The 26,567-nt window shown below is 62.3% G+C and carries 25 protein-coding genes; 2 read left to right on the forward strand and 23 right to left on the reverse strand.

The window, feature by feature from the left end; genetic code table 11:
- The first annotated feature begins 16 nt into the window (after window positions 1-16).
- A complete protein-coding gene (locus tag ACVWW6_RS33820) occupies window positions 17-337 on the forward strand; it encodes a hypothetical protein (RefSeq protein WP_404522808.1) in 321 nt (106 codons plus the stop codon).
- A 9-nt stretch (window positions 338-346) separates the two neighbouring features.
- Here ACVWW6_RS33820 and ACVWW6_RS33825 read toward each other — a convergent pair whose 3' ends face one another.
- The 19 genes from ACVWW6_RS33825 to ACVWW6_RS33915 form a co-directional block, all read right to left on the reverse strand.
- Window positions 347-529, reverse strand: a complete 183-nt coding sequence (locus ACVWW6_RS33825) for a hypothetical protein (RefSeq protein WP_028170767.1) — start codon at window positions 527-529, stop codon at window positions 347-349.
- A gap of 45 nt (window positions 530-574) precedes the next feature.
- Window positions 575-1,690, reverse strand: a complete 1,116-nt coding sequence (locus ACVWW6_RS33830) for a WD40 repeat domain-containing protein (RefSeq protein WP_028170766.1) — start codon at window positions 1,688-1,690, stop codon at window positions 575-577.
- 8 nt (window positions 1,691-1,698) lie between these two features.
- Window positions 1,699-2,007, reverse strand: a complete 309-nt coding sequence (locus ACVWW6_RS33835; RefSeq protein WP_028170765.1) for a hypothetical protein — start codon at window positions 2,005-2,007, stop codon at window positions 1,699-1,701.
- Window positions 2,004-2,453, reverse strand: a complete 450-nt coding sequence (locus tag ACVWW6_RS33840) for a hypothetical protein (RefSeq protein WP_028170764.1) — start codon at window positions 2,451-2,453, stop codon at window positions 2,004-2,006. Before ACVWW6_RS33840 ends, ACVWW6_RS33835 begins: the two co-directional genes overlap by 4 nt.
- A 15-nt stretch (window positions 2,454-2,468) precedes the next feature.
- Window positions 2,469-4,535 (reverse strand): sigma-54-dependent Fis family transcriptional regulator, encoded by a 2,067-nt coding sequence (locus tag ACVWW6_RS33845; protein ID WP_456682198.1) that lies wholly within the window; start codon window positions 4,533-4,535, stop codon window positions 2,469-2,471.
- A 99-nt stretch (window positions 4,536-4,634) separates the two neighbouring features.
- Entirely contained in the window at window positions 4,635-5,129 is a 495-nt protein-coding gene (locus ACVWW6_RS33850) for a hypothetical protein (RefSeq protein ID WP_011086465.1), read from the reverse strand.
- 212 nt (window positions 5,130-5,341) lie between these two features.
- Complete coding sequence (gene groEL / locus ACVWW6_RS33855) at window positions 5,342-6,973, reverse strand: molecular chaperone GroEL (protein WP_028170761.1); 1,632 nt, start codon at window positions 6,971-6,973, stop codon at window positions 5,342-5,344.
- A gap of 105 nt (window positions 6,974-7,078) precedes the next feature.
- A complete protein-coding gene (locus ACVWW6_RS33860; protein ID WP_456682199.1) occupies window positions 7,079-7,912 on the reverse strand; it encodes an iron-sulfur cluster assembly protein in 834 nt (277 codons plus the stop codon).
- 5 nt (window positions 7,913-7,917) lie between these two features.
- On the reverse strand, window positions 7,918-8,940 hold the full coding sequence (locus ACVWW6_RS33865; protein ID WP_456682200.1) for an amidohydrolase family protein: 1,023 nt from the start codon (window positions 8,938-8,940) through the stop codon (window positions 7,918-7,920).
- Window positions 8,941-9,075: 135 nt separating this feature from the next.
- Window positions 9,076-9,447: an MmoB/DmpM family protein gene (locus ACVWW6_RS33870; RefSeq protein ID WP_011086461.1), complete on the reverse strand. Its 372-nt coding sequence runs from the start codon at window positions 9,445-9,447 to the stop codon at window positions 9,076-9,078.
- Between the two features lie 6 nt (window positions 9,448-9,453).
- Window positions 9,454-10,524, reverse strand: a complete 1,071-nt coding sequence (locus ACVWW6_RS33875; protein ID WP_028170759.1) for an aromatic/alkene monooxygenase hydroxylase subunit beta — start codon at window positions 10,522-10,524, stop codon at window positions 9,454-9,456.
- Between the two features lie 55 nt (window positions 10,525-10,579).
- Window positions 10,580-11,620, reverse strand: a complete 1,041-nt coding sequence (locus tag ACVWW6_RS33880; RefSeq protein WP_456682201.1) for a 2Fe-2S iron-sulfur cluster-binding protein — start codon at window positions 11,618-11,620, stop codon at window positions 10,580-10,582.
- 84 nt (window positions 11,621-11,704) lie between these two features.
- Window positions 11,705-13,375, reverse strand: coding sequence for an aromatic/alkene/methane monooxygenase hydroxylase/oxygenase subunit alpha (locus ACVWW6_RS33885; protein ID WP_038966206.1), 1,671 nt, complete (start codon window positions 13,373-13,375; stop codon window positions 11,705-11,707).
- 1,150 nt (window positions 13,376-14,525) lie between these two features.
- Window positions 14,526-15,578, reverse strand: a complete 1,053-nt coding sequence (locus ACVWW6_RS33890; protein ID WP_038966229.1) for an NAD(P)-dependent alcohol dehydrogenase — start codon at window positions 15,576-15,578, stop codon at window positions 14,526-14,528.
- A 1,165-nt stretch (window positions 15,579-16,743) separates the two neighbouring features.
- The gene (locus ACVWW6_RS33895) at window positions 16,744-17,487 is read right to left on the reverse strand and encodes an SDR family NAD(P)-dependent oxidoreductase (protein ID WP_038966228.1); all 744 of its coding nucleotides are present in this window, start codon (window positions 17,485-17,487) and stop codon (window positions 16,744-16,746) included.
- 32 nt (window positions 17,488-17,519) lie between these two features.
- Window positions 17,520-18,314 (reverse strand): SDR family NAD(P)-dependent oxidoreductase, encoded by a 795-nt coding sequence (locus ACVWW6_RS33900; protein ID WP_011086453.1) that lies wholly within the window; start codon window positions 18,312-18,314, stop codon window positions 17,520-17,522.
- A 35-nt stretch (window positions 18,315-18,349) separates the two neighbouring features.
- Window positions 18,350-18,688, reverse strand: a complete 339-nt coding sequence (locus tag ACVWW6_RS33905; protein ID WP_011086452.1) for an NIPSNAP family protein — start codon at window positions 18,686-18,688, stop codon at window positions 18,350-18,352.
- 24 nt (window positions 18,689-18,712) lie between these two features.
- Window positions 18,713-19,945 (reverse strand): ABC transporter substrate-binding protein, encoded by a 1,233-nt coding sequence (locus ACVWW6_RS33910; protein ID WP_011086451.1) that lies wholly within the window; start codon window positions 19,943-19,945, stop codon window positions 18,713-18,715.
- Window positions 19,946-20,013: 68 nt separating this feature from the next.
- Window positions 20,014-21,717 (reverse strand): FAD-dependent oxidoreductase, encoded by a 1,704-nt coding sequence (locus ACVWW6_RS33915; protein WP_028170752.1) that lies wholly within the window; start codon window positions 21,715-21,717, stop codon window positions 20,014-20,016.
- Window positions 21,718-21,899: 182 nt separating this feature from the next.
- Between ACVWW6_RS33915 and ACVWW6_RS33920 the strand changes: the two genes are divergently transcribed.
- Window positions 21,900-22,787 (forward strand): helix-turn-helix domain-containing protein, encoded by an 888-nt coding sequence (locus tag ACVWW6_RS33920; protein WP_456682202.1) that lies wholly within the window; start codon window positions 21,900-21,902, stop codon window positions 22,785-22,787.
- 16 nt (window positions 22,788-22,803) lie between these two features.
- Here the strand turns inward: ACVWW6_RS33920 and ACVWW6_RS33925 are convergent, their stop codons facing one another.
- Genes ACVWW6_RS33925 through ACVWW6_RS33940 form a run of 4 tightly spaced genes read right to left on the reverse strand, consistent with a single transcriptional unit; the run spans window position 22,804 to window position 26,470 of the window.
- A complete protein-coding gene (locus ACVWW6_RS33925; protein ID WP_456682203.1) occupies window positions 22,804-23,634 on the reverse strand; it encodes a sugar phosphate isomerase/epimerase family protein in 831 nt (276 codons plus the stop codon).
- On the reverse strand, window positions 23,631-24,524 hold the full coding sequence (locus ACVWW6_RS33930; protein WP_456682204.1) for an NAD-dependent epimerase/dehydratase family protein: 894 nt from the start codon (window positions 24,522-24,524) through the stop codon (window positions 23,631-23,633). The genes ACVWW6_RS33925 and ACVWW6_RS33930 overlap by 4 nt, the downstream gene beginning before the upstream one ends.
- A 21-nt stretch (window positions 24,525-24,545) precedes the next feature.
- A complete protein-coding gene (locus ACVWW6_RS33935) occupies window positions 24,546-25,418 on the reverse strand; it encodes an IclR family transcriptional regulator (protein ID WP_011086446.1) in 873 nt (290 codons plus the stop codon).
- On the reverse strand, window positions 25,415-26,470 hold the full coding sequence (locus ACVWW6_RS33940) for a Gfo/Idh/MocA family protein (protein WP_271613244.1): 1,056 nt from the start codon (window positions 26,468-26,470) through the stop codon (window positions 25,415-25,417). The genes ACVWW6_RS33935 and ACVWW6_RS33940 overlap by 4 nt, the downstream gene beginning before the upstream one ends.
- Between the last annotated feature and the right edge of the window lie 97 nt (window positions 26,471-26,567).

Raw genomic sequence — 26,567 nt, forward strand, 5'->3', positions numbered from 1 at the left:
AGGATCGAAACCCCCAATGCTAGAGGACCTGCCCCTGGCCGCCATGGCCGAGGCATTGGCCAAATCCTCCGACCATCGTGTGCTTCGGCGCTTGGTGCGTCGGGAAGCTTTCACTCCATCCGACGAGCAAGTGACCAAAACTGGCATCCTGATTGATGTCGAGACGACTGGCCTAGATCAACATGAAGACGAAGTCATCGAGCTGGGAATGGTCAAGTTCGACTACGTGCCCCGGAAAAGCCGGGGCACTAGAGGGGCACGTCCGCTCGGCGTGTTTGACGAAAATAGCTCCGCCATGACCTACCGCACCCGCCGCTGCCGCGATCGTATGCAGTAAGACGACACGTCACTGTGTTGCTGCGCTTCGCTCGAACGCCCTATTTTCGACGATGAACCTCGCCGCCAGCACCAAGGCGCCCATCGAGAACTCTTTTCCGTGCGCGGCGATCATGCGCTCCGATAGTTCCGCCAGCTCTTTGAAGAACTGATCCTTACTTTCGGCTTCATTTAGCAATCGTGCTACTGTCATGGATTTCCTCCTGGTGCTCGCAAGGCTCTCCGCCCCGGTTCGCTGTTACTTGAAGATTTGCGGCGGAAACGTCACGATCGCCGCTTCTCCGCCGCACGTTCCGACTGCAAGATGCTGGCCATCGGCGGACCATCGAAGGGCCTGGACGGCGCCCCCACCGGGCGGTTTGACAACCAATTCGTCGGGATGTCCGATCCTCGCGACGACGACCCTGCCGTCGCTGTACCCTGCCGCGACCAGGGGACGCCCGGGGTGCATATCTACCGCCTTGACGAGGATGAATCCGCCACGACCGGTGCTGAGGCTCGTCGGCTGCTCGCTTCCGTCGTCGAGGCTGGAAACGTCCCATGCGATCAAGCGGTAGGCCCCGCTCGTAACAAGAACGCGCGAGTCTGCACTCCACGAAAGAGACGTAACGCCCGCAGGATAGCCGGACATCCGGACGGTCCGCGCATCGGCAAGGCGCAACAGCACGATGCCAACTTCTGCGACGGACATCGCCAACCAGCTTCCGTCGGGACTCCACGACAAGCTCGAGATTGAGCCCAAGGCCATTGAGACGGTGGGCTCAGGCCGCGGTCCGAAGGCACGCACGAGCAGGCAACCGTCAGCTCCTATCGCGAAGCTCCGACCGTCTGGCGAGACGGCCATCGCGGATGAACGGCCTCCCGCACGCTTCTGAAGCCATCCGACCTCGCCGTTGGAATCGCAGTATATGACCGACTCGCCGGAAGCAGCCAGAATGCCGCCGGCATGCACCGGGGCGACGAGATCAATCGGTGCCCCGAGCTTCGCGGCTTGTCGGGTGACACCGGATGCCGACACATGCAATAACTGGCTGCCATCGCTTGCGATGAAGCCCGAAGGCTCGATCGAGGCGAGATGAAGCGAAGCATCACTGATGACGACTTTCGTCAACGGCGGGACCGGATTCCGCCGCGGGGAGATCGTCGACCGGCCGCCGTCCAAGGCCATACGATAGCGATCTTTCGGCGGATCGCTATCGGCCAGCGGAGCGATGGCTAGAGAGCCGTCTGCAAGCGCGAACGCCACTGCCTGTCCCGCAGCGTCGAACGTCGCGTTCGTAACGAGCGCCCCCATGGTCCAATGCCGACCAAGCAGTTCATAGAGCGTAGCGGTCTCAGCTTCCATCGTGTCCATCGGTCGTCTCACCTGCCGGTCGCAATACACCTGTCGAGTTCTTCAAGGCGTCGTTCCAGCGCGGCGCATTGGGCGTCGCATGTTGCCATTCCGGCCTTTGCTTCTTTCAAGCGCTCGTGCGCTTCCTCGATAGCGTAGGCGAACGCATGCGAACCGCCTGTCGCCGCAATCTCCTGCTCAATCCTCTGAATCTCGAATTCTGCTCCACCAGCAAGCTGACGGTTCAGAAGGTTCCACGATTGAGCGGCCGATATCTGCTGAACGACGAACAACCGCTCCTTCAGCATTTCGACAAGGACTTCCGGATCGACACTCATGCGCTCGATTCGATTTGATCCAGGATCCGCTGGAGGCCCCGGGCATCGGATACGAAGTGTTGCTGCGCGTCATTAACGTGAGATTGCAGCGAGTCCCACAAATCGACCCTCAGCAACCGCGCAGGATCGCCCGCCATCGTCTCGATGGTCTGGAGGCCGAACTGATGCCGCAAGCCGATACCCTGCAATACGAAATCCGACAGCTCGCGTGCATGCGTTTCGACGAAAGGGCGCAGTAGCGGATGTACGCTGTAGCTCATGCCGCGCTTTGCGAGCTCGGTCTCGATGAACATGATGAAATGTCGCACCAGCAAGCTTTGGCTTTCGCCAACCAGGCGCATCACGAAAGTGACGTCGCGGTCGGCGCGCGCAAGGATCTGCGAGGCCAGCGTCGCCGCGGGGGCCGGACCTTCCCCGCCCTTTTGTTCATCCCAGACAGCCGCCATGCCAGCCCCCGATCGCTAGGTCCGGGAACGGTATTGGTGCAACTTGCGGTACAGCGTAGCGCGCGAAAGCCCCAGCTTTTCCGCGGCAGCGGCAATATTGCCGCCGGCGTTTGCGACGGCTCTCTCGATGGCACGACGTTCCATCTCGTCAAAGCGCGCGATCTCGTCACTCTCCGATCCCGTCGCGCTATTCTCCGACTGCACGGAGATTGAGGGAGGTTGAGCCGGCGCCACCTCCACGAAATCCTCTGGCAGGTCCCTGGGAGTGACGATGCCGGTGATCGTCATCAGCACGAGGTTCTCAATCAGATTACGCAGCTCGCGAACGTTTCCCGGCCAGGAATAGCGGCGCAGCAACTCCATAGTGGCCGCCTCGAACCGCAGCGGCTGGGTGCTGTAGATCGTGGCGAATTGCCTGTTGAAGTGATCGATCAGGATCTCGACATCGCCCAGCCGATCGCGGAGCGGCGGGATGGTGAACTTGACGACGCCGATCCGGAAGTACAGATCCTTGCGGAAACGTCCCTCGGCCACTTCCTGCTTCAAATTCCGATTGGTCGACGCCACCAGCCGAACGTCCACCGGGCGCGCCTTGCTGTCACCCAGTCTGTACACCGCGCGCTCTTCCAGCACACGGAGCAGGTAGGGTTGCAGGTCCATCGGCATCTCGCCGATCTCGTCTAAGCTGAGCACGCCGCCATTGGCAAATTCGAACCGCCCGGGCCTTCCCTCGCGCGTAGCGCCGGTATAAGCGCCCGGCGCATGCCCGAACAATTCGCCGCCGAGCAACTCTTTCGACACCGCACCGCAATTGAAGGCAACGAACGGCTCCTTGCCCGTCTTCAGACTGGCGGCATGAACCAGGCGGGCGAACAGTTCCTTGCCGACGCCCGTCTCGCCCTCGAGCAGGATCGCGGTCCGGCCGAGGGCCGCCCGCTCAACTTTCTGCACCACGTCCAGCAGTGCCTCGCTGCATCCGACGATCGCTTCCTTTGCCGACATCAGGGCAGTGCGGGCTGTCGGCGACATCTCGGATGCAGCAGGATGGGTTCGCGGCTTCGAAGCAAGCACGAGCATTGCGCCCTTCACGACCCCGTCAACGATCAGTGGCTCGATCCGCTGCTCGCGCAGCTCCTCGGGCAACCCCTCGGCCAAGTCTTCGCCCAACAGGCCTTCGCGACTTGGAAGGATCTGTGACCCAATGCTCAACTCACGAGACTGCGTGATCCGCCGCCAGCGAGCCGACGCCATATCGTTGTGATGGACGACCCGACCAAACCGATCCAGGATCACCACGCCGTCGGCACTGCCCATCCCTGGCATTCGACAAATGCTTGCCTCGAGCAGGCGTATTCTTTCGAGCCGGATCTTCTCCGAGAGCGCAAGCTCAATATGATTGGCCGCGATCACCGCCAGCGCGACATTGTGACGATGAAAGATCGCCTGGGGGCCGGAAAAATCGATGATGCCTATGATGCTGCCGTCGATCGGGCTACGAATGGGGCTACCGACGCAGGTCCAGGCCTTGATGCCCTCGGAAAAATGCTCCGCGGCGTGGACATGAACCGGCTTTCCTGTGACGAGCGCCGTGCCAATTCCGTTGGTGCCGGTCACCGTCTCTCCCCAGGCGGCGCCGACTTCGAGGCGAATATCGTGCCCGGCATCGATCGTCCTCTGATCGCCCCCGACATCAAGCACGACACCATTCCTGTCGGTGATGACCAGCATTGTGGCCGCATCGCCAAGTACTTCCGCAACGCGGCGGAAAGTCTGGGCGCTGGAGCCTAGCAGATCATCGTTCTTCAGACGCAGCTCATAGAGATCGTCCGGCGAAGTCACGAAGCTGCTGCCCCTGCAATGGGCGTTGACCCCCGACTTGATGCTGCGCTGCCATGATTCTTCGATGATGCCTCGCACCAGAGCGCTCTCGCGCTTTGCATCTCCGAATGTCAGGAAGTTTTCCCACGCCTTGTTGGTCTCCCGTTCATCGTACGGCCGTCCCTGCTCCGCATCCGCGGCCTCCAGGATTTTGTAGCCTTCCAGGGAAAACGGCGGCTTAGCCATGAAGGTTTCCGTCAGCATTGGAGCACCAAACCTATATTGGCAAACAGCAGCTTGATCAGCAGAAACGACATGAGCCGGCCAATGAGATCGTGCTCTCACCGGCTCGGCTTACGCAGATCATTCGACCGTTCTGGCGATCGCATCCAAACCGAGACGGCCTGAGATGATCTGCTCCAGGCGCGCTTCCGACGCCTCATCGGGTACGCTCACTCCCTCAAGGTCTATCAGGACCCTGTGCAATTCGACATCGAGCGGCTCGAAGATCCCATTCTCTCGCGTCGCCAGAGCGAAGTGTCGCGATTGCCCGCCGCCGCGCAATTCACCGACAAAATGGAGTTGCCGCCCTGACGCGAGATCGGCAATCACGACGCGGCCGTTATAGCTGATCCGAACATAGGGCTCGATCTCCCTCGGGCGAGCCCGAGGCGTGGACCAAAGCTTGCCCGACGGCTGAGGCTCAGAGGGAGGCGTCGGATTGCGCAACTCCTGCCAGCGCCCGAGCGTCAGATGATTGGCGAGCGAATTGATCTTCGTGCGGTTCTTCTGAAGGAAGTCCTTCGCCTTGAGCTCTTCGCGGTGCGGACCGTCGCGCTTGGAGATGATGTAGGCCATGTCCCGGTTCCTCCTGCCCCGGCTGGTCGGATGACCGTGGAGGCTTATGATTTGCCTCCTTCGGGCTCATGCCGAAGCTCGCAAGATTGTAGCTGTTTCCAGATCGTTGTCACCGTCCATTCATTCGATCGTGACGGTCAAGCCATCGCCGTATTTGGCGCGCCACGTCGGCCATTGACGCCCTGGCGGAACGCGAACCGCGTTCATCTGCTTCAGGCCCGCCCAAGCTTTTCTGCCCCGCCGCCCAACGCAGGACCCTGCGTCGGATCGACATACTCCGGCACATCGGCAACCAGCGTGTTGGTCGTCAGCACCAGCGTGGCCACGGAAGCGGCATTTCGAAGCGCGGTATACGTCACCCTGACCGGGTCGACGATGCCGGCAGATACCATGTCGATGAACACGCCGTTTGCAGCGTCGAACCCGACCCCGGCCCGCGAACTTTGCAGCTCGGCCACAACCTTCGCCGCATCATGGCCGGCATTTCGGGCGATGAAAGCGGCAGGACGCGACAGGGTCTCGCGCACCAGCTTGATGCCTTCACCCAGGTCTCCGTTGATGTTGCCGAGGGCGCGCACCACCACCGGCGCGCACTGCGCCAATGCCGTCCCGCCCCCCGGCACGATGCCCTCCTCGGCCGCAGCACGCGCCGCGCTGAGCGCATCGTCGATCAACTGGATCGTACGCTTCTGCTCGACCGGCGTGACGCCGCCCGCAAAGATCACGGCGGTCCCACCCGAGAGCTTAGCCAGGCGTTCCTTGAGCTTGTCCTGCTCGATGTTCGGCGGCGCCAGATCGTGCTGCTTGGCCACCTGCTGTCGGCGCGCGGCGATCGCCGCATCGTCCCCGCCGCCCCGGATGATCACCGTTTCGCGCGCACTGGCCCGAACCTGCCGCGCAGTGCCGAGGTCGGCAAGGCTCGCCTCTTCCAGCATGCCCCCGAGTTCGCGGGCGATGACCCGCCCCCCGGTGATGATGGCGAGGTCATCCATCATGGCCTTGCGCCAGTGGCCGTAGTCGGGCGGATTGACCACCAGAACCTTGCCGCGGTTGCCTTCGCCGAGCAGCGTGACAACCACTTCCGGGGCGATCTCTTCGGCGACAATGACAAGCGGCTTCCCGGTCTCCGCGACCCTCGCGCGCACCGCCACCAACTCGCCCGGCGCCTTGATTTTCAGGTCCGTCAGGAGAATGTAGGGCTGCTCCAGCACCACCTCCATCTTCTCCACGTCCGTTACCATGTGATGCGAAATGTAGCCACGGTCGAACGACATGCCCTCGACCACCTCGAGCGTCGTACTCGTGGTCAACCCGTAGTCGGAACTGATGATACCATCCTTGCCGACGCGCTCGACCGCCTCGGCGATTAGATCGCCCAGATGAGAGTCGGTCGACGCAATCGTTGCCACCGCCTGTAGCGTCCTGCGGTCCGAGACCGGAATTGCCGCACTCTTCAGGCTCTCGACGACGACTTCGACGGCGCGGTCGATCCCCTTGCAGAGATCGACCGCCTTGGCGCCGCGCTCGAGGGCCGCGACGCCGCCTTGAATGAGACCGTTCGCGAGTACCATCGCCGTCGTCGTACCGTCGCCAGCGACTTCGTTGGTCTGCATCGAGACTTCGCGTACCACCTGGGCGCCCATGTTCTCGAAGCGATCCGGCAATTCGATCTCGGAGGCGATGGTAACGCCATCGCGCGACACGATGGGCGTGCCGATCGGCCTGTCGACCATCGCGTTCATGCCCTTGGGACCGAGCGTCGATTCGATCGCGGCGGCCAGCTTCTGGACTCCACGCGCAAGAGCGCGGCGAGCTTCTATGTCATGCAGCAAGACTTTTGGCATTGCGTTTCACTCCCACGTGATCGTTTCTCGGTCGTCAGGCCGGGCGAACTTGATGTCCGCTCCTTTTTGTTGGCACCCACAGGTCGCACGCGTATCAGCGCGACCTCACGCAAGCGCCGCGGAATGCTTGTTCATTGCGGGCGATCCGGAAGACCGCACGGCGCAGCCACTGCCGCAACCTCCGCACGGAGCTGGCGTCTGCTCCGCGCGATCCGCGTCCAGCTCGAGATAGCGCACCGCAAGAAGGCCCCGGCATAACGAGCTGTTGAACTCCATGTTGATGCGTACGCCTCGCAAGCGCTGCAAATACGACGCCATTTCGTGGCGCTTGATGGGGGCCCCATCGTAGGTAACAAAGGCCGGATCGGCCGGGAGATCGGCGAGGCGCCGCTCAACCAGAAGCTCGCGATAGCGCGGCTTCTGGCGCGCAACTTCTTCCGAGTCGAAGTTGCTCGCGTCAAACGCGCTCAGACTCATGCGGCAAATCGCGGGATCCTCATAACCCAGCCCGCGCAATGCCAGGATCATGACCTCCTGGCGCCGCTCGAACGCCTTGCGGCGGAATTTCTCCCGCAGATCGTCAAGTGAACCGCCGCTTGCGAAATCCTTGAGCGCCTCGCCAAACGACCTACCCTCGCGGACGCCCCGGTTGATCTCCTCGGCGACCATATGGTCCCGAAGCTGCGGGCGGGCTTCGCGAACCCAAGGCAGCGAGGACACCGCCCGACGCATATCGTCGGCCATAAGGAACGCGAAGTTCGCCGAACACCAGTAGGTCGGCAGGCGAAAGACGATGTCGACTCCATCAACATGATCGACCGTGACCCGCTCGACGAATCCAAGCTCGGTGACCGGTTCGTCCAGCTCGGGATCCGTGACCAGCGCGAGGCGCTCCCACACCTCATTGGTCTTGCGATCATGCTGATGGAGCGCGTTCATCGGCTCTACTCCGCTGCCGTCGCGTGGATTTTCTGCCCGCGCTTCGCCTTCTGCGCCTCGACGTCGACTCCATAGAGACGTGCGGCGTTGAGGCCCAGAATCTTCCTCTTTGCCTGCGGGGTGAGGTCGACGCCGTGCTCCTGCTTCAAATCTTCCGGCAGCTCGAAATTCCAGAACTTCTCGACCAGCCAGCGCGGCGTCCAGATCGCGTAGTCGCTCCCGAAAAGCAGCTTGTCCTCGCCGACCCAGAACAGCAGTTCGCTGATCACTTCGGCAAAATAGCGCGGCCGTCCATGGATGAACGGCAACGCCACCGCGAGGCCGCCGTAGACGTTCGTCTCCTGCACCGCGATCCAGCAAAAATCATCGAGGCGCGGCAGACCGCAATGCTCAATGATGAAATTCAAGCCCTGGAAGTCCGTCGCGGCATGGTCGACGTCGTGAACATCGAACGCATCCTTGTCCAACGGAATGATCGTCGGCCCCTTATGGACATGGATGTTGGTGATGCCGAGCTTCTGGCAGAGCTCGAGGCAGCGATAGGCGTTGGGATCCGTGAGCTTCCACCCACGCGAGTCACCCTTCCACTCGGCGGTATAGAGCTTGACACCCTTGATGCCGAACGTCTCCTTCATGTAGTGGATGTACTCGAGCGCCCTCTCGCCATCCCGTGGATCGAAGGCGCCGTTGACGATGAAGCGGTCCTTGTACTTCTTCGCCATCTCGGCGTTGCGATCGATAGTGTTGAACCCGTTCTTGTAGAACTCTGTGAGGTAGGTCGACTGAACGACGGCCATGTCGTCAGGACCGTCGACGAACAGATCGTGGTACATCTGGTCGGCGCTGTATTTCTCGAACTGCTCCTTCGGCCAGAGCTTGTCCTTCGGGCTGAGCGAGGTGTGGTAGGCGTAGAAGCAGTCGATGAACTGCTTGCCGTGGACGTTGAGCTGATTCGCCGGACTTCCGTCCCAAAAATGGGTATGGCCGTCGATAACGAACACTTCCTCGCCGCTGGGAGTTATGAACATGTTGCTCTCCGGAAATTCCTGGTTGGCTCTAGTCGATCAAACGAAGCGCGGTGGTCGGGCGAGACCACTTCGAGAAGCGGCGGGGCCATAGCCGCTGGGGATGCGGCCCCGCCCAGTCAGGGAGGCGATGGAGACTCACTCGATGTATTCGAAGACCTCGTCCATGTTTCCGAACAGCGTCACCGTGTTGTCGTCGATACGCACCATCCGTCCGTAGTGGGTCGAGGTATTAACTTCGAAGATCTCGGCCGTCATTTCCTTCCCGAGAATTTCGCTGATTTCATCCATCTTGAAAGTCAGCTTTCCCTCGCCGTCGATGCGGATCAGGGCCGGCTGATAGGTCACTGTCACGTTCGGCTTCTTCGCCATGAACTCGGCGATGGCGCGCGCCTCGACGCTGTCATTCATGGTGACGCCGCACTGATGGGAAATCGTTTGCTCGAAACGAAGGTCCCCCATCTTCTGGAAGATATTCTGGTTGGTCGCAGATCTGGAAACGACGGACATTGCAATTTACTCCTTGGGAAGGGTGAGGCCGAGCTCGCCGAGAATCTTCTTGATGCGTTCGACCGACTGCGCACGCGCATCGGCGTACTGCACCGGCTTCGAATGCGGCTGCGACCAGATCGGCTGCAGGCCGGCGGCCGCCTTGTTGGCGAGCGCAACATGCTTGTTCACCCACCCCTGGAACAGCTTCTTGTTGTGGGCGCCATGCTGATTGTCGGTCACCAGAAGGTGCATCAGGTCGATCGTGTTCGCGAGATTGCGCTCATAGTCCGCTTCCGCGGACGAAATCACCGGCGGCGTGATGAAGTCGCCGTTAGACGAGGCTACCTGCATCAGGAAGCCGCTGCGAAACAGTTCGCCGACCAGCGGCTCGAACACGATGTTGGTGGCGAAATACTGCTCGAGATAGTCGGCCGAGCCCATGATCGACTCGATCGCTTCCCGCGTTCCCTGCCAGCCCTTGTCTTCCAACCAGACGCGCTTGCCGGCCGTGTCGTCGAAGCCCGGAATGTCCATTCCGATCTCGGCGAGATACAGCGTAATATCCTGTGAAAGGCGAAGCTTGTAGGACGAGTTCGTCAGCGTCGCATTGTTGATCATCTGGGTGTAGCCGTAACGCTGAGCCTGCATCAGCGACGTGCCGAGACCGAACTCGGCGTGCTTCCACGCACCGAGATGGTTCTGCAAGATCTTGATCCAGGCCTTGTCGAAGCTCTTCGGTGCCCCGGACTTGCGACCGTTGGCGATCACGGCCTGGACCATGGCTTCGATCTTGGACTGGCGCTGGTAGTGAGTGCGCTCCCATTCCTGGTCGGGAGCACGGAACGCATGCCAATTCGAGCTGAGGGCCCCCGTGTTGTCCTTGGTGTATGCACCCTTGCCGTTGGGGAAAGAGATGATCCAGTCCTGCAACAGGTATCGTTCCGGATCCGGCTGCACGTCGACCGTCACGTCTTCGTAGTGCGTGGCTCGCTTGCTGCGGGGCTCGAAATAGCGGTATCTGCGGCTATCCGAATCCGGAAACACCGCAGAACCTGCTGCACCGGATTTGGCTGATACGGTTTGAACGGCAGTCATGGTCGTCTTCCTCCTCCTGTTGTTGGGCTCTAGCTCGTTGGGCGGTCGAGGCGTCTTAGTTGTTCGCCGGCGTGAACTTGTCGAAGAAGATGCGGTCCGACCCGACATCGCTCATCTGCAACACTGGCGTCAGCGCCTCGATCATTGGCGATGGTCCGCAGGCATAGACGTCGACGTCTTCACCATAGTCCGCACCGCGAAGGTGCTCTCCGACTGCCTCATGCACGAAGCCCTTTGCTCCGCCCCAGGCCGTGTCGTCGGCCGCATGGGAGAGAACCGGGACGAAGGTGAACTCCGGATGCTTGGCGGCGAGCTCCGCGAAATGGTCGAGATAGAAGAGATCGTTCTGCGTCCTGGCTCCGTAGAAGAAGCGCACCGGACGAACTTCCCCGGAGCTGATGTGATCATGCAGGATAGACCACAGCGGCGACATTCCGGATCCGCCACCGACCAGGATCATGGCTCCCGTTTTGTTTTCTCGTCGGAAGCAGGTCCCGTAGGGTCCTTTGATTCCGACTTCGGTTCCGACGGCGAGATCTCCGTCGAGTCGTGAGGAGAAGCGCCCATTGGGGTACTTCTTGATGATGAACGCGAGATTTTGGCTTTCGCCCGGCGAATTTGCCATGGAAAACGAGCGCGTAATCGTCTCTGGTCCCGGGAGCGTGATGTCGACATATTGACCCGCCCAGAACTTCAGAGGTTGCTCCAGTGTGATTTCGAGGCGGCGGATGTCATGGGTCAGTGCAGAGACGCTCGTAACGGTGCCCGTGAAATCCTTGACGGGAATCGATTTCGACAGCACTTCCTCGTCATAGTTGAGGAGCTCCACCTCCAGATCCGAGTATGCCAAGGTCCGACAGAGCAGGATGTAATCCTGGCCTCGCTCCATCTCGTTCAGGGCAAACGTCGAGTATTTCTTCAACTCGACATCGCCTCCGGTAAGGACGCATTTGCACGCCGAGCACTGCCCCTCCTTGCAGCCATGCGGCAGCGCGATCCCTTGGCGAAACGCAGCGTCGAGAACAGTTTCGTTCTCCTCGACCTCGAACTCTATGCCTACCGGTTGCAGGCGAACGACATTAGCGGGCGCGCCCATAGGGGCCTCCTCAAACGAACGCTTTCATATCTTCCGGGGAGCGATCGGGAAGGAGCCGGCCGCAGCCGGCCCCTTCCGTCTCACTTAGTTGCAGGGATTGATAGTGAATCCCTTGCGATACTCGGCGAGATGCTTCTCGCGGTCGGCCGGGCTCATCTCCCGCAGCGTCTGTAGCGGGCTCTTGAGGATGTGGCCGCGGACATCGTCGAGCGTCCACATTTCCTTCTGGTCGAAGCGCAAATGCGGCTGCGCGACCAAGGTCTTGCCGTCCGTGCGCACGAAGCCGAGATCCTTGATGGCGTCGGCAATATCCACATTGTGGTAGACGCTTTCCCACTCGCGACGGCCGCTGAACCGCCCCATCGCCGGGGTCGGACGACCCTGGTACTCGCCGGCGAACGCTTCGACGGCCGTCCACCGATCGAGCTCATGGGCGAAGGTGTGCAGCTTGCCGTCGATCTCGTCGGTGACGATGTCCTCACGGATGAGGCACGGAACGAGGCACGACCAGCAACGATGCGGATAGACGTAGCCGACGTCGCTGTTGAATAGGATGTTGGTTTGACCCCGATGCGACAGCTTCTCGTACCATTTCCAGAACTCGCCGAACTGCGCATACCAGCCCGGATACTTGTGCTCGAACCACTCGAAGTCCTTTTCAGTCTGCGCCTCGATACGCCAGAAGTTCGCCGACCAGCCGACGGCAAAGAACTGGGCGACCTTGTGGACGTAGTGCTTCTCGGTCAGCCGCTTCCAGGCGGCCTGCACGTCGTCATGATGGATCTTGATGCCGTACTTCTCGAGCGGCAGCATATAGGTCCGGTAATAGTCCTCGAAGATCCAGCGGTGCCACATCTCCGCGTAGGACTCCTTGTTCTTGTCGCGGTTCGTGGTGCCGTATTCGATGAACGTCCCGATCGCCGCGTCGACGATGGCATGGTTCTGCCAGAAGGCATAGCGCATGTCGCGCTCGAGCAGCAGGTGATTCTCCGGCTCCTTCAGCATCGACATCAGCATCGAGTGGCCGTTGCCGATGTGGCGGCTCTCGTCCGACTGAACCGAGAGGAACACGGTTGGCAGCGCATAGTCGCCGTTGCGCGCCGCCTCCGACGGCATGGCGACGAACAGCGTGTTGGTGAACGCCGTCTCGGCGACGACGGTCAGGTAGACGTTCGCCGACGTGATGGCGTCACCGGTGATGAATCCTTCACCGAACTGGCGACCGATCGTGGTGGCGTAGCACTTGCCGAACGCCTCCTCCGTGATGTCGAAGCCGGCCGGGTCGATGTAGTTCTCCATGTACCATTTCTTCAGGTTCATCTGGATGGTCGAGTGACGGAATTCGTCGACCATCTGCATGGTGAAGCCAGTACGGAGATCTTCGCCGGGTGCGAGGCGCCCGACCATCGCCATGGAACGCGCCGCCGAGATTTCCGGGAACGGGATGATCGCCAGGAACAGCTTCATCCACTCGACCCAACGTGGCTCGACGTTGCGGAACATGTCGCCGCGAAGCGCGGCATCGAGGGCGCCGTAGACGCGGTTGTCCTTTTCCTCCTGCATCGGGAAATAGGAGCGAAGGACCTGCTTCATCGGATCCTTGGGCGCCTTCGTGATCTTGTAGTCGGTGGGGAAGGTCATCGCTTCCTGGACGTAGGACGGATTCCATCCGAGATCTGCAATCTTCTTTGCAGCCTCACCGACGGAAATGCCGCGCTGGGCGGTGATCTTGTTGAGTGTTAGCGTTCCAGACATCTCGTCTTTCCTCCTGATCGGGTCAGAAACCACATCGATATTCCGCCTGCCTGGACCTTCGCGGACCGAGCAGTGCTTACCCGTGCGTTACGGGCCACCTCGCGACCGTTTGCGCGGCCGGACGTTTGATATCGGCAAGGGTCTCAGGATGACTGTGGAACACCTCAGGGATGATCAGGAGCGATCTTCGGACCCAGCCGTCCTCCGATCGCAATTGAGTGACCCCGCGCAAGGTTCGCCCTCAGCTTGACATCCCCTTCCCTCGTTCTTTTCGCGGCTCGCCCCGGACGGAGCAGTCAGCGTTGTTGTCCCAAACAGCTTTGCAATGGGCGTGCCAGCGCTCTCTTGCCCCGCCAAATTGATTTCTGATTGCCGGAGGTGAGGATCGGCGCTGACGGAGACTTCGCGGCTCCCAGTTAGCGACCTGCGGAAATGCAAACTGCGACAAGAGTTGCAAAATGAGAATCGGCGCAACGCGGAGACCGCCACTTCGCGGCGCAATGTTTGCGCTGCAACAGTGCCAGAAATTGCCCCGGGCAATACGTCGAGCGCTTTCGGAATCGAACGCGGTCCGCTCGATGCGACAGGCGTCTTTCACGTTGAAGGCCGCGCATACGAGACTGGTTCGTTGCCCGGTCCATTCGGACTAGCGATAGTCCTCGAAACCGGCCGACCGTTTTGATTGCCGAACCTTCTCGATCCAGCGCTCGGTGTACTGGGCGTAGCAATCGTGATCGCAGAAAGGGAGACCGGTACTGAATTCTCTCAGATAGTGAGCGTGAATGGGCTCGCAGCAAGACATGCAGAACGTCTTCAGCCACGGTGTTCTGCCATTGACGAGGACGAACCTCATGCGGCGTTCCTAAGCGATCTTGTCGATATGAGATTGACAACGATGCAAATTGAGACGATGGCGTACAATGAGACTCCGGAGATCAGACCACTCCTCCACCCTTGCGGTGTTTGCACTGCGATATGAGCTTGTGTGAAACCGATCTGATTGAACTGTTGCAGCGCGTGACCAGCATAAGATCTCACGCAGCTGGGCTCCGGTGACGGCGTCAGACGACACCACACGGGCATGACGACGGCCGCTCGCTCGATCCATCGCGAGGAAATGCATGCTCGCGATGGATGATGCAGCTATCCTTCAAGGGATTAACACGGCCCGCCCATGAATTTCGCCTGCATTGAGATCGTGCAAGGCCTTGTTGGCGTCCGCAAGGCGATACTCGGTCGTGGCAAGTTCAACCAGATCTCGGTCCGCAAGGGCCATCAACTCGGTTAGTTCGGCCCACGTGCCGACCAGATTGCCGATAATGTTTTTCTCGGTTATCACCATGTCGACTGTCGGCACCCGAATGTCTTCGCCGTAACCGACGACGTAGTAGCTGCCCATCGGACGAGTCATCGCCAGGCCCTTCGACGTCGTGCCCTTCTCGCCGACGAAATCGATCACCGCTTCCGCACCGTTTCCGCCGGTCAGACCCAGAACGGCTTCCACTTCGTTGCCGTCAGCTTTCACGAGATGATCGGCGCCCGATTTTTCGGCTAGTTTCAGCGATGCTTCGGACTTGTCGACGACAATAATGTCGGCCGCACACATCGCTTTGAGGCACTGGATTCCGATGTGGCCCAATCCTCCCGCACCGATAACAACGCAAGATTCGCCTGGCAAAAGGTGACGCGTGGCCTTCTTGACAGCGCGATAGGCGGTGAGGCCTGCATCGGCGTATGGCGCGACATCCTTTGGCGCCAAAGTCCGTGGCAGCGGGACGATGTTGCGTTCTGAGGTGCAAAGGAACTCTGCATAGCCGCCGTTGCAATCGAGGCCTGGGAACGTTCCAGGACCGTGCATGTCGAATCCTCGGCGACAGGCGAGACACGTCCCGCCGCTGATCTTCGGATGGACGATGACAGGATCGCCCTTCTTTAGTCCCTCGACTTCCTTGCCAACTTCTTCGATCCAGCCTGCATTTTCGTGCCCCATAATGAGGGGAAGCAGCTTGTCACCGCTCGGATCCATGTGCGGCTTCCACACGCCTTCGACGATGTGAAGGTCGGTTCGGCATACGCCCGCACCACCTATGCGGACAATGACGTCGGTTGATTTCGTCAACTTCGGATCAGGCACCTTCTCTTCCCCGACCCAAAGGTCGTTGGAAAGTTTCTCGTCGTAGGCTCTCAATACTTGGGCTCTCATCATTTCCTCCGTCTCCCCGGCGAACTTCGGTGCGCCATCGGCGATTTCAGCCTCAGCATTTTTTGTGCCAGCGGATTTGTGTCGCGGCGCCAACAGCCACTGTTGGATACGCGCCAACAGTCCTGCTGCGGCGCAGCGCGAAGATGATAGATCACCGTGCTGAAACAGCCCGATACTACCAGGCACGGATCAGCGTTATCTAAAGTCCTCCACCATTGGGAGGATCGATGGTCAAGCTAAGCACGACAAAAAGGAGAGCAGCTGGACTTTGCTGCGCATTGCTTGCCGCGCAAGGAGGTTAACTGGATGGCCAAACCGGTCCACTCGATGATCCGCGTGGCCCACGAGGCGACTTCCACCGGCGCGCCTTCGATCTCGAGATCCCCAACCATCTGAGTGTGCCAATTTCGCCCTGATCTATTTGCGTCTCCGTCCTCACCTTTCGAGCTGGAGCTTACGGTCATCGCAAGGAGCCGTATGCGCTCGACGTCCCGATCTTCTTACTGGATCTGTTCTCGAAAGGAGATGTCGTGAACCTGACCAAAGCAGAGCGGCAGTATGCCAAAGACGGGGCAAATCTTGACTTCAGCTTTGTCCATCTCACGCAAGGTCAGAACTGAGTCCTAGTATTCTCGCGCGCAGATCTACAATTCGCAGCAAGCCGGCATTATTGCTTATTCGTATCTGGCGTATGGGCTTCCTTGGTTGAGCGGGTGACGCTTCTGCCCGACGGGAACGAGCTAGGAATCGTGCTCAACGGCGATCTGGCCGCGATCTTGAGCTTTGCTGCGGGCAAAACGAAGCCCGACCTCCTTCCGGAGGCCGGGCTTCTTGGCGACTTAGTATCGATCGTTGGTTGCCGGGACAGGATTTGAACCTACCCAGACGTCTTGAACGCGACAGTCTGCGGGACTGCCGCAGACAAACCAGTCGTCACCAGCCCAGAAATTGGAGCGCTGTTGGCTCCCCAAATTGGGTGTCGGTAGATTTTTGTTGATCTCTCCGTGCACACATCGTGCACACGCCGCCTTCTAACTTATTGAAGAACTTGAACTCTCTGTCCAATCCATCATGGGCCAAGTTGAGCTAACTCAGGCTAGCCTAATCCAAGCTGATCCAAAATCGTCAGCTCTGCGCCATAGCCACGCCGGCGCGACGCGATCAATTAGATTGCCGTGTAGCCGCCGTCGGCATTGACACACGCGCCCGTGATGATCGAGGCCTTGTCGCTCGCAAGAAAGGCCACAACCTCAGCAATCTCCCCAGGCCGCGCCAAGCGCCCGATCGGCTGCCGCACCAGCATCGCCTGGCGGGTCGCCTCCGGCAACTTGGCCAGCAACGGCGTATCGACATAGCCCGGAGAAACGCAGTTCGCGCGAATACCCTGGAGCGCATAGGTCAACGCAACTGAGCGCGTGAGATTGACCACCGCGGCTTTCGCGGCCGAATAGGCGTTGCTGTTTTCCTGACCGACGTGAGCAAGGATCGACGCCATGTTGACGATCGCGCCACCACCGGTCGCACGCATGATGCCTGCGGCGAACTTGTTGCAGATCGCCACCCCGGTGAGATCGACGTCGATCACGCGGCGCCAGTCGACGAGATCGAGCTCGTGGATCGGCGACTTGCGCTCGGGAATGCCGGCATTGGCGACGAGGATGTCGAGCCGGCCGAACAGCGTGACGGCTGCCTGCATCAGCTCGGCGACTGAGGCCTCATCGGTGACGTCGACATGCTGGAAGCCCGCCGCGTGACCATCGGCGGCAAGCCCGGCCGCAAGCGCGGCTCCGCCTTCGGCGAGATCACCGAGCAAGACTTTCGCCCCCTCGACGGCAAACAGTCGCGCAATCGCCGCTCCAATCCCGGAGCCGGCGCCGGTGATGACGGCAACCTTTCCCTCGAGCAGCACCACACCCTCCCGTTCGACCCGATTTGCCGAGCTCAGCTCTTCTCGAAGCCCGGGCGCGGAATCGTGCCCATCAGCGTCCGGGTGAAGCCACCGTCCACGACGATCTCCTCACCGGTGATGTAGCTCGCGCGCTCGCTCGCGAGGAAGACTACCGCATCGGCGATGTCCTCGGGGCGGCCGATGCGCCGTGCCGGCACCAACGCCCGCCGCGCCTCGTACACGCCCTGGGTCTGATAGATGGCCTCGGTCATCGGCGTGCGGATCATGCCCGGGCTGACGACGTTGCTGCGTACGCCGCGCGGTCCCCATTCGACCGCGAGCTGGCGGGACAGCACGGCCACGCCGGCCTTGCTCACGCTGTAGGCGCCGCTGTAGCTCTGCGGAAATGAGGCCGAGATCGATGCGACATGGACGATGGCGCCTGCGCCGCGCGCCAGCATCGGCTCTCCGAAGGCCCGCGCGCAGCGCAGGTAACCGGTCAGGTTCAATGACAGAATGCGGTCCCAATCCGCCATGCTCGTGGTGTCGAGCCCGCCCGGCAACATCGTGCCAGCATTGTTGACGAGGATTGTGGCTTCGCCGACTTTCGCCGCCACCTCGCCGGCGGCGCGCGCGACGCTGTCATCGCGGGTGACATCGCAGGCTAGGAACTCCGCGCGGCCACCGCTTGCGCTAATCTCCGCCGCGACAGCCGCGCCGGCCTCGTCGCGGTCGAGCACGACGACGGTCGCGCCAACCGCCGAAAGGCCGAGCGCAATGCCGCGCCCGATGCCCGCACCACCGCCCGTGACGACGGCAACTTTCGCGGAAAGATTGATCCATGCCATGCGGGGCTTCCAAGGTTGGAAAGGCGATTGGCGCCTCAGGTGGCGAGGCCGGACAAGGACAGCAGCTCGATCCTGCGGATCAGCCGGTTCTCCTGCGCGACGATGAGATGCTCTGAGGCTTGCAAGTAAGCCGGCCAGTCGGGATCCTTGTCGCGCTCGGCGTGCCGGCGCTCGAACTCTCCCATGTCGGGGAAACCCCAGAGATGAACGATCTGGTTGAGCGGCCCGACCGCGCTCGTGAACATGCCAAGCGGACGCCCCAGATATTTGAGCTGGACCGGTATCGCGAGCCGGTCGAACACCTCGATGAACTCCGCCATCTTCCGCAGGCGGATGGTGTAGACACGCAGGTCGACAATGGCTTGCTCGGTCATCGGAGGATCTCCCGGTTGGCTCTCTCAGCTGCGCACGAGCGCGCAGCTACCCTCGTCGAGGGGCCGGAACGCTTCGGTTGCGCTCAGCGTCGAGACCAGCTTGTAGACGTCGCCGGTCGACGTGCTCTCCGCGGGCTTCTTCACCTCGAAGAGATAGGCCGGATGGATCTTGCGCCCGTCGGCGCGGATCATGCCCTGACCGAAGCAGTCGTCGTCGGTCGGCATCTTCTTCATCAGCTCGACGACCTCGCGCCCGTTGCGCTTGGCCTGCTCGGCGCCGAGCTCCTTCACCGCCTTGAGGTAGTGCAGCACGCAAGCGTAGTCGCCGGCCTGGCTCATGTTGGGATAGACGTTTGCTGCCAGGCGCGGCTTCACCCGGTTCATGAAGGCGCGCGTTCGCTCGTTGAGATCCCAGTAGAAGGTCTCGGTGAGCGACAGGCCCTTGGCCGTCGACAGGCCCATGCCGATGACGTCGGTAACATAGCCGACCAGCGCCGCCATGCGCGCGCCGCCCTGGTCCAGACCGAACTCCTGGGCCTGCTTCAGACAGTTGATCAGCTCATTGCCGGAATTGGCAAAGGCGATCACATTCGCGCCGCTCGACTGAGCCTGCAGCAGGAAGGACGAGAAGTCCGAGGTCGACCCGAAGGGATAGCGGACCGAGCCGAGCACGGTGCCGCCGGCCGCCTTAACGAATTTCGCCGCGTCCGCCTCGGCAGCATGGCCGAACGCATAGTCGGCGGTGAGGAAAAACCATTTCGAGCCGCCGGTGCGCACGAGCGAGGTCGCCGTCGAATGGGCGAGGCACCAGGAATCCCAGGACCAGTGCACGAGGTTGGCGCTGCAGCTCTTGCCGGTCAGGTCCGACGATCCGGCGGTGGTGATCAAGGCAACCTTGTTCTTGTCCTCGATCAAGTATTTGGCGCCGAGCGCGATCGAGGAGTTGCCGACATTCTCGATCACGTCGACGCCATCCTGATCGAACCATTTGCGGATGATCGCAAGGCCGACGTCGGCCTTATTCTGATGGTCGGCGACCAGGATCTCGACCTTGATGGAAGGGTTGGCCGCCATGAATTCGGCAGCCGCCTGCTGTGCGCAGGCGACTGTCGTGGGCCCCGACACGTCGCGATAGATGCCGGACATGTCGGTGATCACGCCGATGCGGATCGTGTTGTCGGACTGCGCCCGGGCGAGGCGCGGCGCCAACGCCGTGGCGAGGCCGGCACCGACGAAACTGCGGCGTGTCATGGTCATGTCGTTTCTTCCTCACCTGCCCTGCCTTCCGGCATGGACCGTTGTTGATCCCGTTTGGATGGTGTCGATCAGGCTTGCTGGCCAGCCAGATGACGGCCGGTGATGTAACCGAAGGTCATGATCGGCCCGAGCGTGATGCCGGCACCAGGATAGTTGCCGCCCATGATCGAGGCACGATCATTGCCGACGGCATAGAGTCCGGCGATCGCCGTACCGTCGTGGCGCACCACGCGACCGACCAGGTCGGTAGTCAGACCGTCGAATGTGCCGAGATCGCCCATGATGAGCTTCAGCGCGTAGTACGGCCCGGTGCCGATCGGGGCCACGTTCGGGTTTGGCTTGTGCTCGGCGTCGCCGAGATAGCGGTTGAAGGCCGTCGAGCCGCGCTTGAACGCGCGGTCAATGCCATGGACCGCGCCTTCATTGTACTCGCGCACCGTTGCTTCCAGGCCGCCGGCATCGATGCCCGCGGCCGCGGCAAGCTCGCGCAATGTCGCGCCGCGGTTCAGATAGCCGTTGCGCACAAAAGTGCCGACCGGCACTGGCGCCGGCTTGGCATAGCCGAGGCCGTATTTGCGGATCGTGGCGTGATCGCAGATCAGCCAGGCCGCGGTCTCCCTACCACCGGCGCCATCGGCGATCATCGCGGCGCCGACGTCGTGGTAGGACTCGGACTCGTTGGTGAAGCGCCGCCCTTGCCTGTTCACCGCGATCACACCGGGCTTGTAGCGGTCCACGAGATGCGGAAACACGCCGGTGCGATTGCCGAGCGGCACGCGCGACACCGGCATCCACGCCGCCGCACTCGGAAAGCGGATGTCGCAGCTGCCGCCGGCCACCTCTGCCATGCGGATGCCGTCGCCGGTGTTGGCCGCAGGTGTCGGCGACAAATGTTCGCCGCCTCGGGCAAGATGCGGATAGGCGCGCGCAATGCGCGCCTGATCGTGCGGAAAACCGCCGCTCGCCAGCACCACTGCGCGGCGCGCCGTGATCGCGTACTCGCCCTGCGTATCGCCGACGATCGCGCCCGCGATGGCGCCGTTCCGGCTGATCAGCCGTTGCGCGGGCGTTGCCGTGAGCAGCGGAATCCCGAGATCGAAGACGGTCCTCGCAAGCCGCGCCGCCAGCGCATTGCCGCTGGTGATCTTGACCCCGCGGCGATAGCGGGCGAGATCCCAGAGGTGGCTGGCAAGCCGCCGGGCCACGTAGATTGCCGAAGCGAGCGAACTCGTGACGCGGAAGAAATGCTTCAGCTCGTCATTGGACGAGTTGAACATCATGCCGATGAAGGTGATGGTCTCGAGCGGCGGCCGCAGCCGGCGGATCTCCGTGCCGAGCCCGCGGGCGTCGTAGGGCGCCGCGGTCACCGAGCGGCCGAGCTTGGTGCCGCCCTCGACGTCTGGATGATAGTCGGGATAGGCCGACAGCACGAATTTCGCTTCGGTCTCCTTCTCGAAGAAATCGAGCATGCGCGGGCCGACATCGAGAAAGGCATCGATCGCCGCATCGTCGAAATGATGGCCGGTCTCGTGCTTGAGATAGGTGCGCGCCGCGTCGCGGCTGTCCGTGACGCCCGCATCGCGCGCATGGCGATTTCCGGGAATCCACAGCACGCCGCCGGAAAAAGCCGTGGTGCCGCCGAAGTACTCGTCCTTCTCGACGATGATCACGTCGAGCCCGCACTTCCGGGCCGTGATCGCGGCGGACAATCCGCCGGCGCCCGAGCCCACGACCAGCACGTCGCACGACAAATCACGCGCTTGTCCTGACATTGCCGTTTCCTCCCGTGGTCTCGCCGCGCCGTTGCTTTGTTTGGGTCTGACGACGGCTCGTATTCTCGATAGGCGCGACCGCGGGCGCCGCCAATGGACGAAACTCTTTTTGTATTGTACTTTTCATAAGTGCAGTGCAGCGACCGGAACTAACCGCCACTGCCGCGGAGGGAACCGCAAGCATGATTCCGCACTATTTTTTGTACGAGGAAGCGGCTTCGAAGGTCGAACCGTCGTTCCTCCATATCGAGCCGATCCCGGTGCGCAGCGGCAGGCACAATTGGACAATCCGGACGCACACGCATCCCGACCATCACCAGGTCCTGGTGATCAGCAAGGGCGGCGGCGCCATCGAGGTCGAGGGCGTGAGCTGGGAGGTCTCGCCGCCGGCGCTGGTCATCATCCCGGCGCTGACGATCCATGCCATCCGCTTCAGACCCGGCACCGACGGCTATGTCGCCACCGTGGCGCTGCCCTTCCTGCAATCCGCGCTCGATGACGATGCCGACCTCATCGACGGCTTTCGCGTACCGGTCCGCTTCCTGTCGCAACAGATCGGCCGCGACATCGACCTCGTCGGCCTGTTCGCCTCGCTCGAGCACGAATTCGTCTGGTCGGCACCTAGCCGCCGCACCGCCATCAAGGCCTATCTGCAACTGCTCGCAGTAACGGTTCGCCGGCTGCTCGAGCAGGAGCGTGTCCGTCCGATCTCCAGCGCACGGGAGGCGGAGACCGTGATGCACTTTCGCGAGCTGGTCGAGAAGCACTATCGCGATCACCCCTCGCTCGATGTCTACGCGCGCAAGCTCGGCGTCACGGCCGCGCGCCTCAACGCCTGCTGCCGGATGACGACAGGCAAGTCCTCGCTGGCGCTGATCAATGATCGGCTGCTCACGGAGGCCAAGCGCAACCTGCTCTACTCCGACATGACCGTGAACGAGATCGGCGCAGCACTCGGCTACGCCGATCCGGCCTATTTCAACCGCTTCTTCTCCCGCAATGTCGGCCTGTCGCCGGGCCGCTTCCGCGAGCGGCTGTTCTCCGACGAGACCCGCGCGGCTGCCAGCTGAAGCTGGCATTGCGCGATCAGCCGGCGAGAGAAAAGGCCAGGCCCTGCCGCTTGAGTATCGCGGCGCCTTCGTCGATGTCCTTGAGCGGCTGGTCCGACAGGATCTCGAGCACGACCCTGCCCTCATAGGCTCGCTGCCTCAGCAGCGCAGCGATGGCCGCAAAATCGATCTCGCCCGAGCCGATCGGATCGTGTCGCCACTGCCCCTTCGGACTGTCCGATAGATGAACGATGCCGAGACGGGGCCACAGCGCCCTAAGACCCTCGACCGGATCCTCGCCAATCGCAACGGCATTGGCGACATCGTAGATCACCGGCATCCCGGCATAGCCTTCGGCATCGAGAAAGCGAGTGATGTCCGCGGCGCTGGCGAGCAGCCCCTGCGGATGGTTTTCGAGGATGACCGGCGCGCCGGCGCGCTCCGCCTTGTCGTAAATGCGGGCGAAGGCGTCGCGAAAACTCACCATCAATCGGTCGTTGGCCTTGGCAAGCAGCGCGTGCCGGCGGCCGGAGCCGACGCAGATCCAGCGCGCGCCGAGCTCGGCGGCGCGGTCGATCGTGGCCACATAAGACGAAACCGCAAAATCGACCACGTGTTGCGACGGGCTTGCGAGATTGATGTCGCTGCTGGCGAGGTCGAGCGCCAGGAGCGACAGGCAATGCCGCTCGATCAGCGCGCGAATTCGCCGCGTGCGCGCGGCGTCCTGTACCCAGGGATCGAAGTGCGGCGGCGTCGCCATCAACTGGATGGTGCGATAGCCCGCAGCGGCGAGCCGCTCGATGGCGTCCTCCGCGACGCAGTCCCACGCGAAGCCGAAAGTGTGGGCGCCGAGCACCGGAAGCGTCATGGGGCCGCCCGGTAAAGCTCGATGGTGCGACGAATGCCGTCGCGCAACGAGGTCAAGGGCAAGCCGGGAAGCGCGCGCCGCAAGTCGCCCTCGCCGATGTCCTCCGCGAATGGAAGCACGGGACCATCGATCCCAATCTTCGCACCGGGGACGACGTCACGCACGGCCGCGACGACGTCGTCGTTCGAAACCACCTCGCCCGGCAAGTTGAAGACGTGCGCCCCATGAGGCTCGCGGCGAAGCGCGGCGTAATAGGCCGCGACGACATCGTCGACGAACACGAGGCCAGCCGTGCCGATATAGGGAATGATATAGGTCTCGCCACGCGCGGCCGCGCGGCAGGCCAGCGATGGGCCCGCAGTCAACCCGGTTTCGCGGCCATAGCCATAGACGATATAGGGCCGGAAGCCGATGCTGGCGATGCCATGGTCCTCCCAATAGGCCCGCGCGCTGCCTTCGCAGGCGAGCTTGAATGCCCCGTAATGGGTAATGGGCCGCGGCGTCGTCTCGTCGTCAGGGCCGTAGACGCCGGCGCTGCTCGTATAGACGATGCGGCGGATACCGAGCGCTTGCGCGGCGTTGAAGACGTTCAACGTGCCGACGAGGTTGATCATCGCGCCGCGCACGGGATCGGCCTTGCAGGCCGGCGTCAGCACGCCGGCGAGATGGACAATTCCGTCGCAGCCTTCGGCTGCGGCACGCACCGCCTGCCCATCCGCGATATCGCCGATGCGCCACTCCACGGACGCGGCGGCAGCTCCGACAATCCCGTTGAACTGCGCCGAGCGCTCGACCGACTCGAACACGCGCAGCCGATGACCATCGCCCGCGAGCCGTCGCGCCAGCCACGCTCCGATGAAACCGACGCCGCCAGTGATCAGAATCTGCATAATGTCAGGTCTCCGCGCCGATCAGCTGCCAGCGCCGAAGAAGCTTTCGCCCGGCCGCGCGGCACGGCCGTAGAGACCGGGCGAGGCGAGCGTCGCCATCGACAGCTCCTGCGCCGTCTGCAGCAGCGCCGGCGCCAACTCGAGCATGCGCTCCTCGGTCAGCCGGATATGGGGACCGGCGATTACCACGGCCCCGGTCACCTCCTTGGACTTGGGATGACGGATGGGGGCCGCGGACGCGCTCATCCAGGGCGTATAGGTCTGCACGCAGATGCTGACGCCGCGCTTGCGGGACTGGCGCAGATATTTCAGCAGCGCCGGCCAACTCTCGGGCGCGCGCGGGCCATAATCCTTGCGCAGCCCATAGCCCTGCTTCTCGACCAGCGCGCGCGCGTCCTCGTCCGACAGGCACGACAGCCAGGCGTGACCGCTCGCCGAGCAGGACAGCCGTCCCACTTGGCCCATGTCCGGATCGTAGCGCAGGCCGGCGGGCGAGCCCTGCGCCTTAGCCACCCATACGAGCTCGCGACCATCGATCATGGCGAGACGTACCAGCTCGCCGCTCTCGCGCGCCAGGTGATCCAGCAGCGGCTGGGCGAAATCGGTGATGCCGCTGCCGGCGAGGAAGGTGAAGGCAAGCGAGGCGATCTTGGCGGTGAGCTGGTAGGCGCCCTGCTCGCGTTCCTGCTTGACATAGCCATGCTCGATCAGGCTCGTCAGCACGCGGTGCGTGGCACTGCGCGGAATGTGCAGCGAGTCGGCGATCTCGAATAACTGCATGCCACGGGCATTCGTCGCGAGCAGCTCGAGCACGCCGAGCGTGCGCTCCAAAAGGCCGCTGGGCGCATCGACGGGATCCGGGTTCTTCAGCATCAAGGCAGCATCCTGATTCACAATTCCATCTCCTGATCAGGCCGCACTATCTGACCGGTTTTGGCCGCTTTGTGAACTGCCATCGTGGCTCGCAGGGTCAGCATGCCGTCGCGGGCGGTAATCAGTGGCGCCTCGCTGCCACGGACCACCCGCGCCAGATGATCGATCTGCGCAAGGTAGGGATCGCCGCGTTCGACGCCAACCGAGTCGCGCGAGATCGGGGCAAACCAGCTCTTCGCCGACGAATAGTGCCAATAGTCGAGCGTCGGCAGCGCCAGCGCGCCTTCGGTGCCGCTGAGGAAATGCGTCTGCACCGCGGCCGGCTGCGGCGGATAGTTCAGGCTCTCGCCGCTGGCGAGATCCCAGCTCCAGGGGCTTGCCGCGGTGTCGCTGAGGCTCAGCGTCACCAGCGCACCACCAGCGAGCCGGAGCAGGATCGCCGCACTGTCCTCGACGTCGAAGCCTCGCACCGCGTTGGAGACGACAGCCTGCACGGAGGCGATCTCGCCGCAGAGGTGGCGCACCAGATCGATCTCGTGAATGAGGTTGATCAGCACCGGCCCGCCGCCGGGCTCTCGTCGCCATGCCACCTCGAAATAATCGGCGGGCTTATAGAAGGTCGCAAGCACGGTCGCGCTGGTCAGGCGGCCGAGCGCGCCTTCGGCGATCATGGAACGGGCTCGCCGCGTGATCGGATTGTGCCGCCGATGGTGCCCGACCAGAACGGCCACGCCCGCGCGCTCCGAGGCAGCCGCGATCGCCGCCGCATCAGCGAGCGTGCTCGCGATCGGCTTTTCGACCAGTGCCACAATGCCGCGCTCGATGCAGGCGATCGCGAACTCGCGATGGGTCGCATTCGGCGTGGCGATGATCGCCGCATCCGGCTTCATTGCACCCAGCAGATCGCGCGCATCCGCATACCAGGGCACGCCGAGGCTCTCCGCGTAAGTCTTTCCCGCTGCGGCAGGTTCGGCGATCGCCGCGAGCCTGCAGCTCTCCGATCGGCGGATCGTCTCGCAATGGGCCCGTCCGATTGCGCCGGCCCCAATCACCGCCACGGCGACCCTGCTCATTCCGCATCCTCTTTGATTTGCGTTGCGCCCGGCGAGGCTTCTAGCACGAGCTGATCAGAATTGGAATTGGATTCCATTTTTCGATTTTTGATATTGG

It is taken from the genome of Bradyrhizobium sp. USDA 3311 (assembly GCF_054062495.1).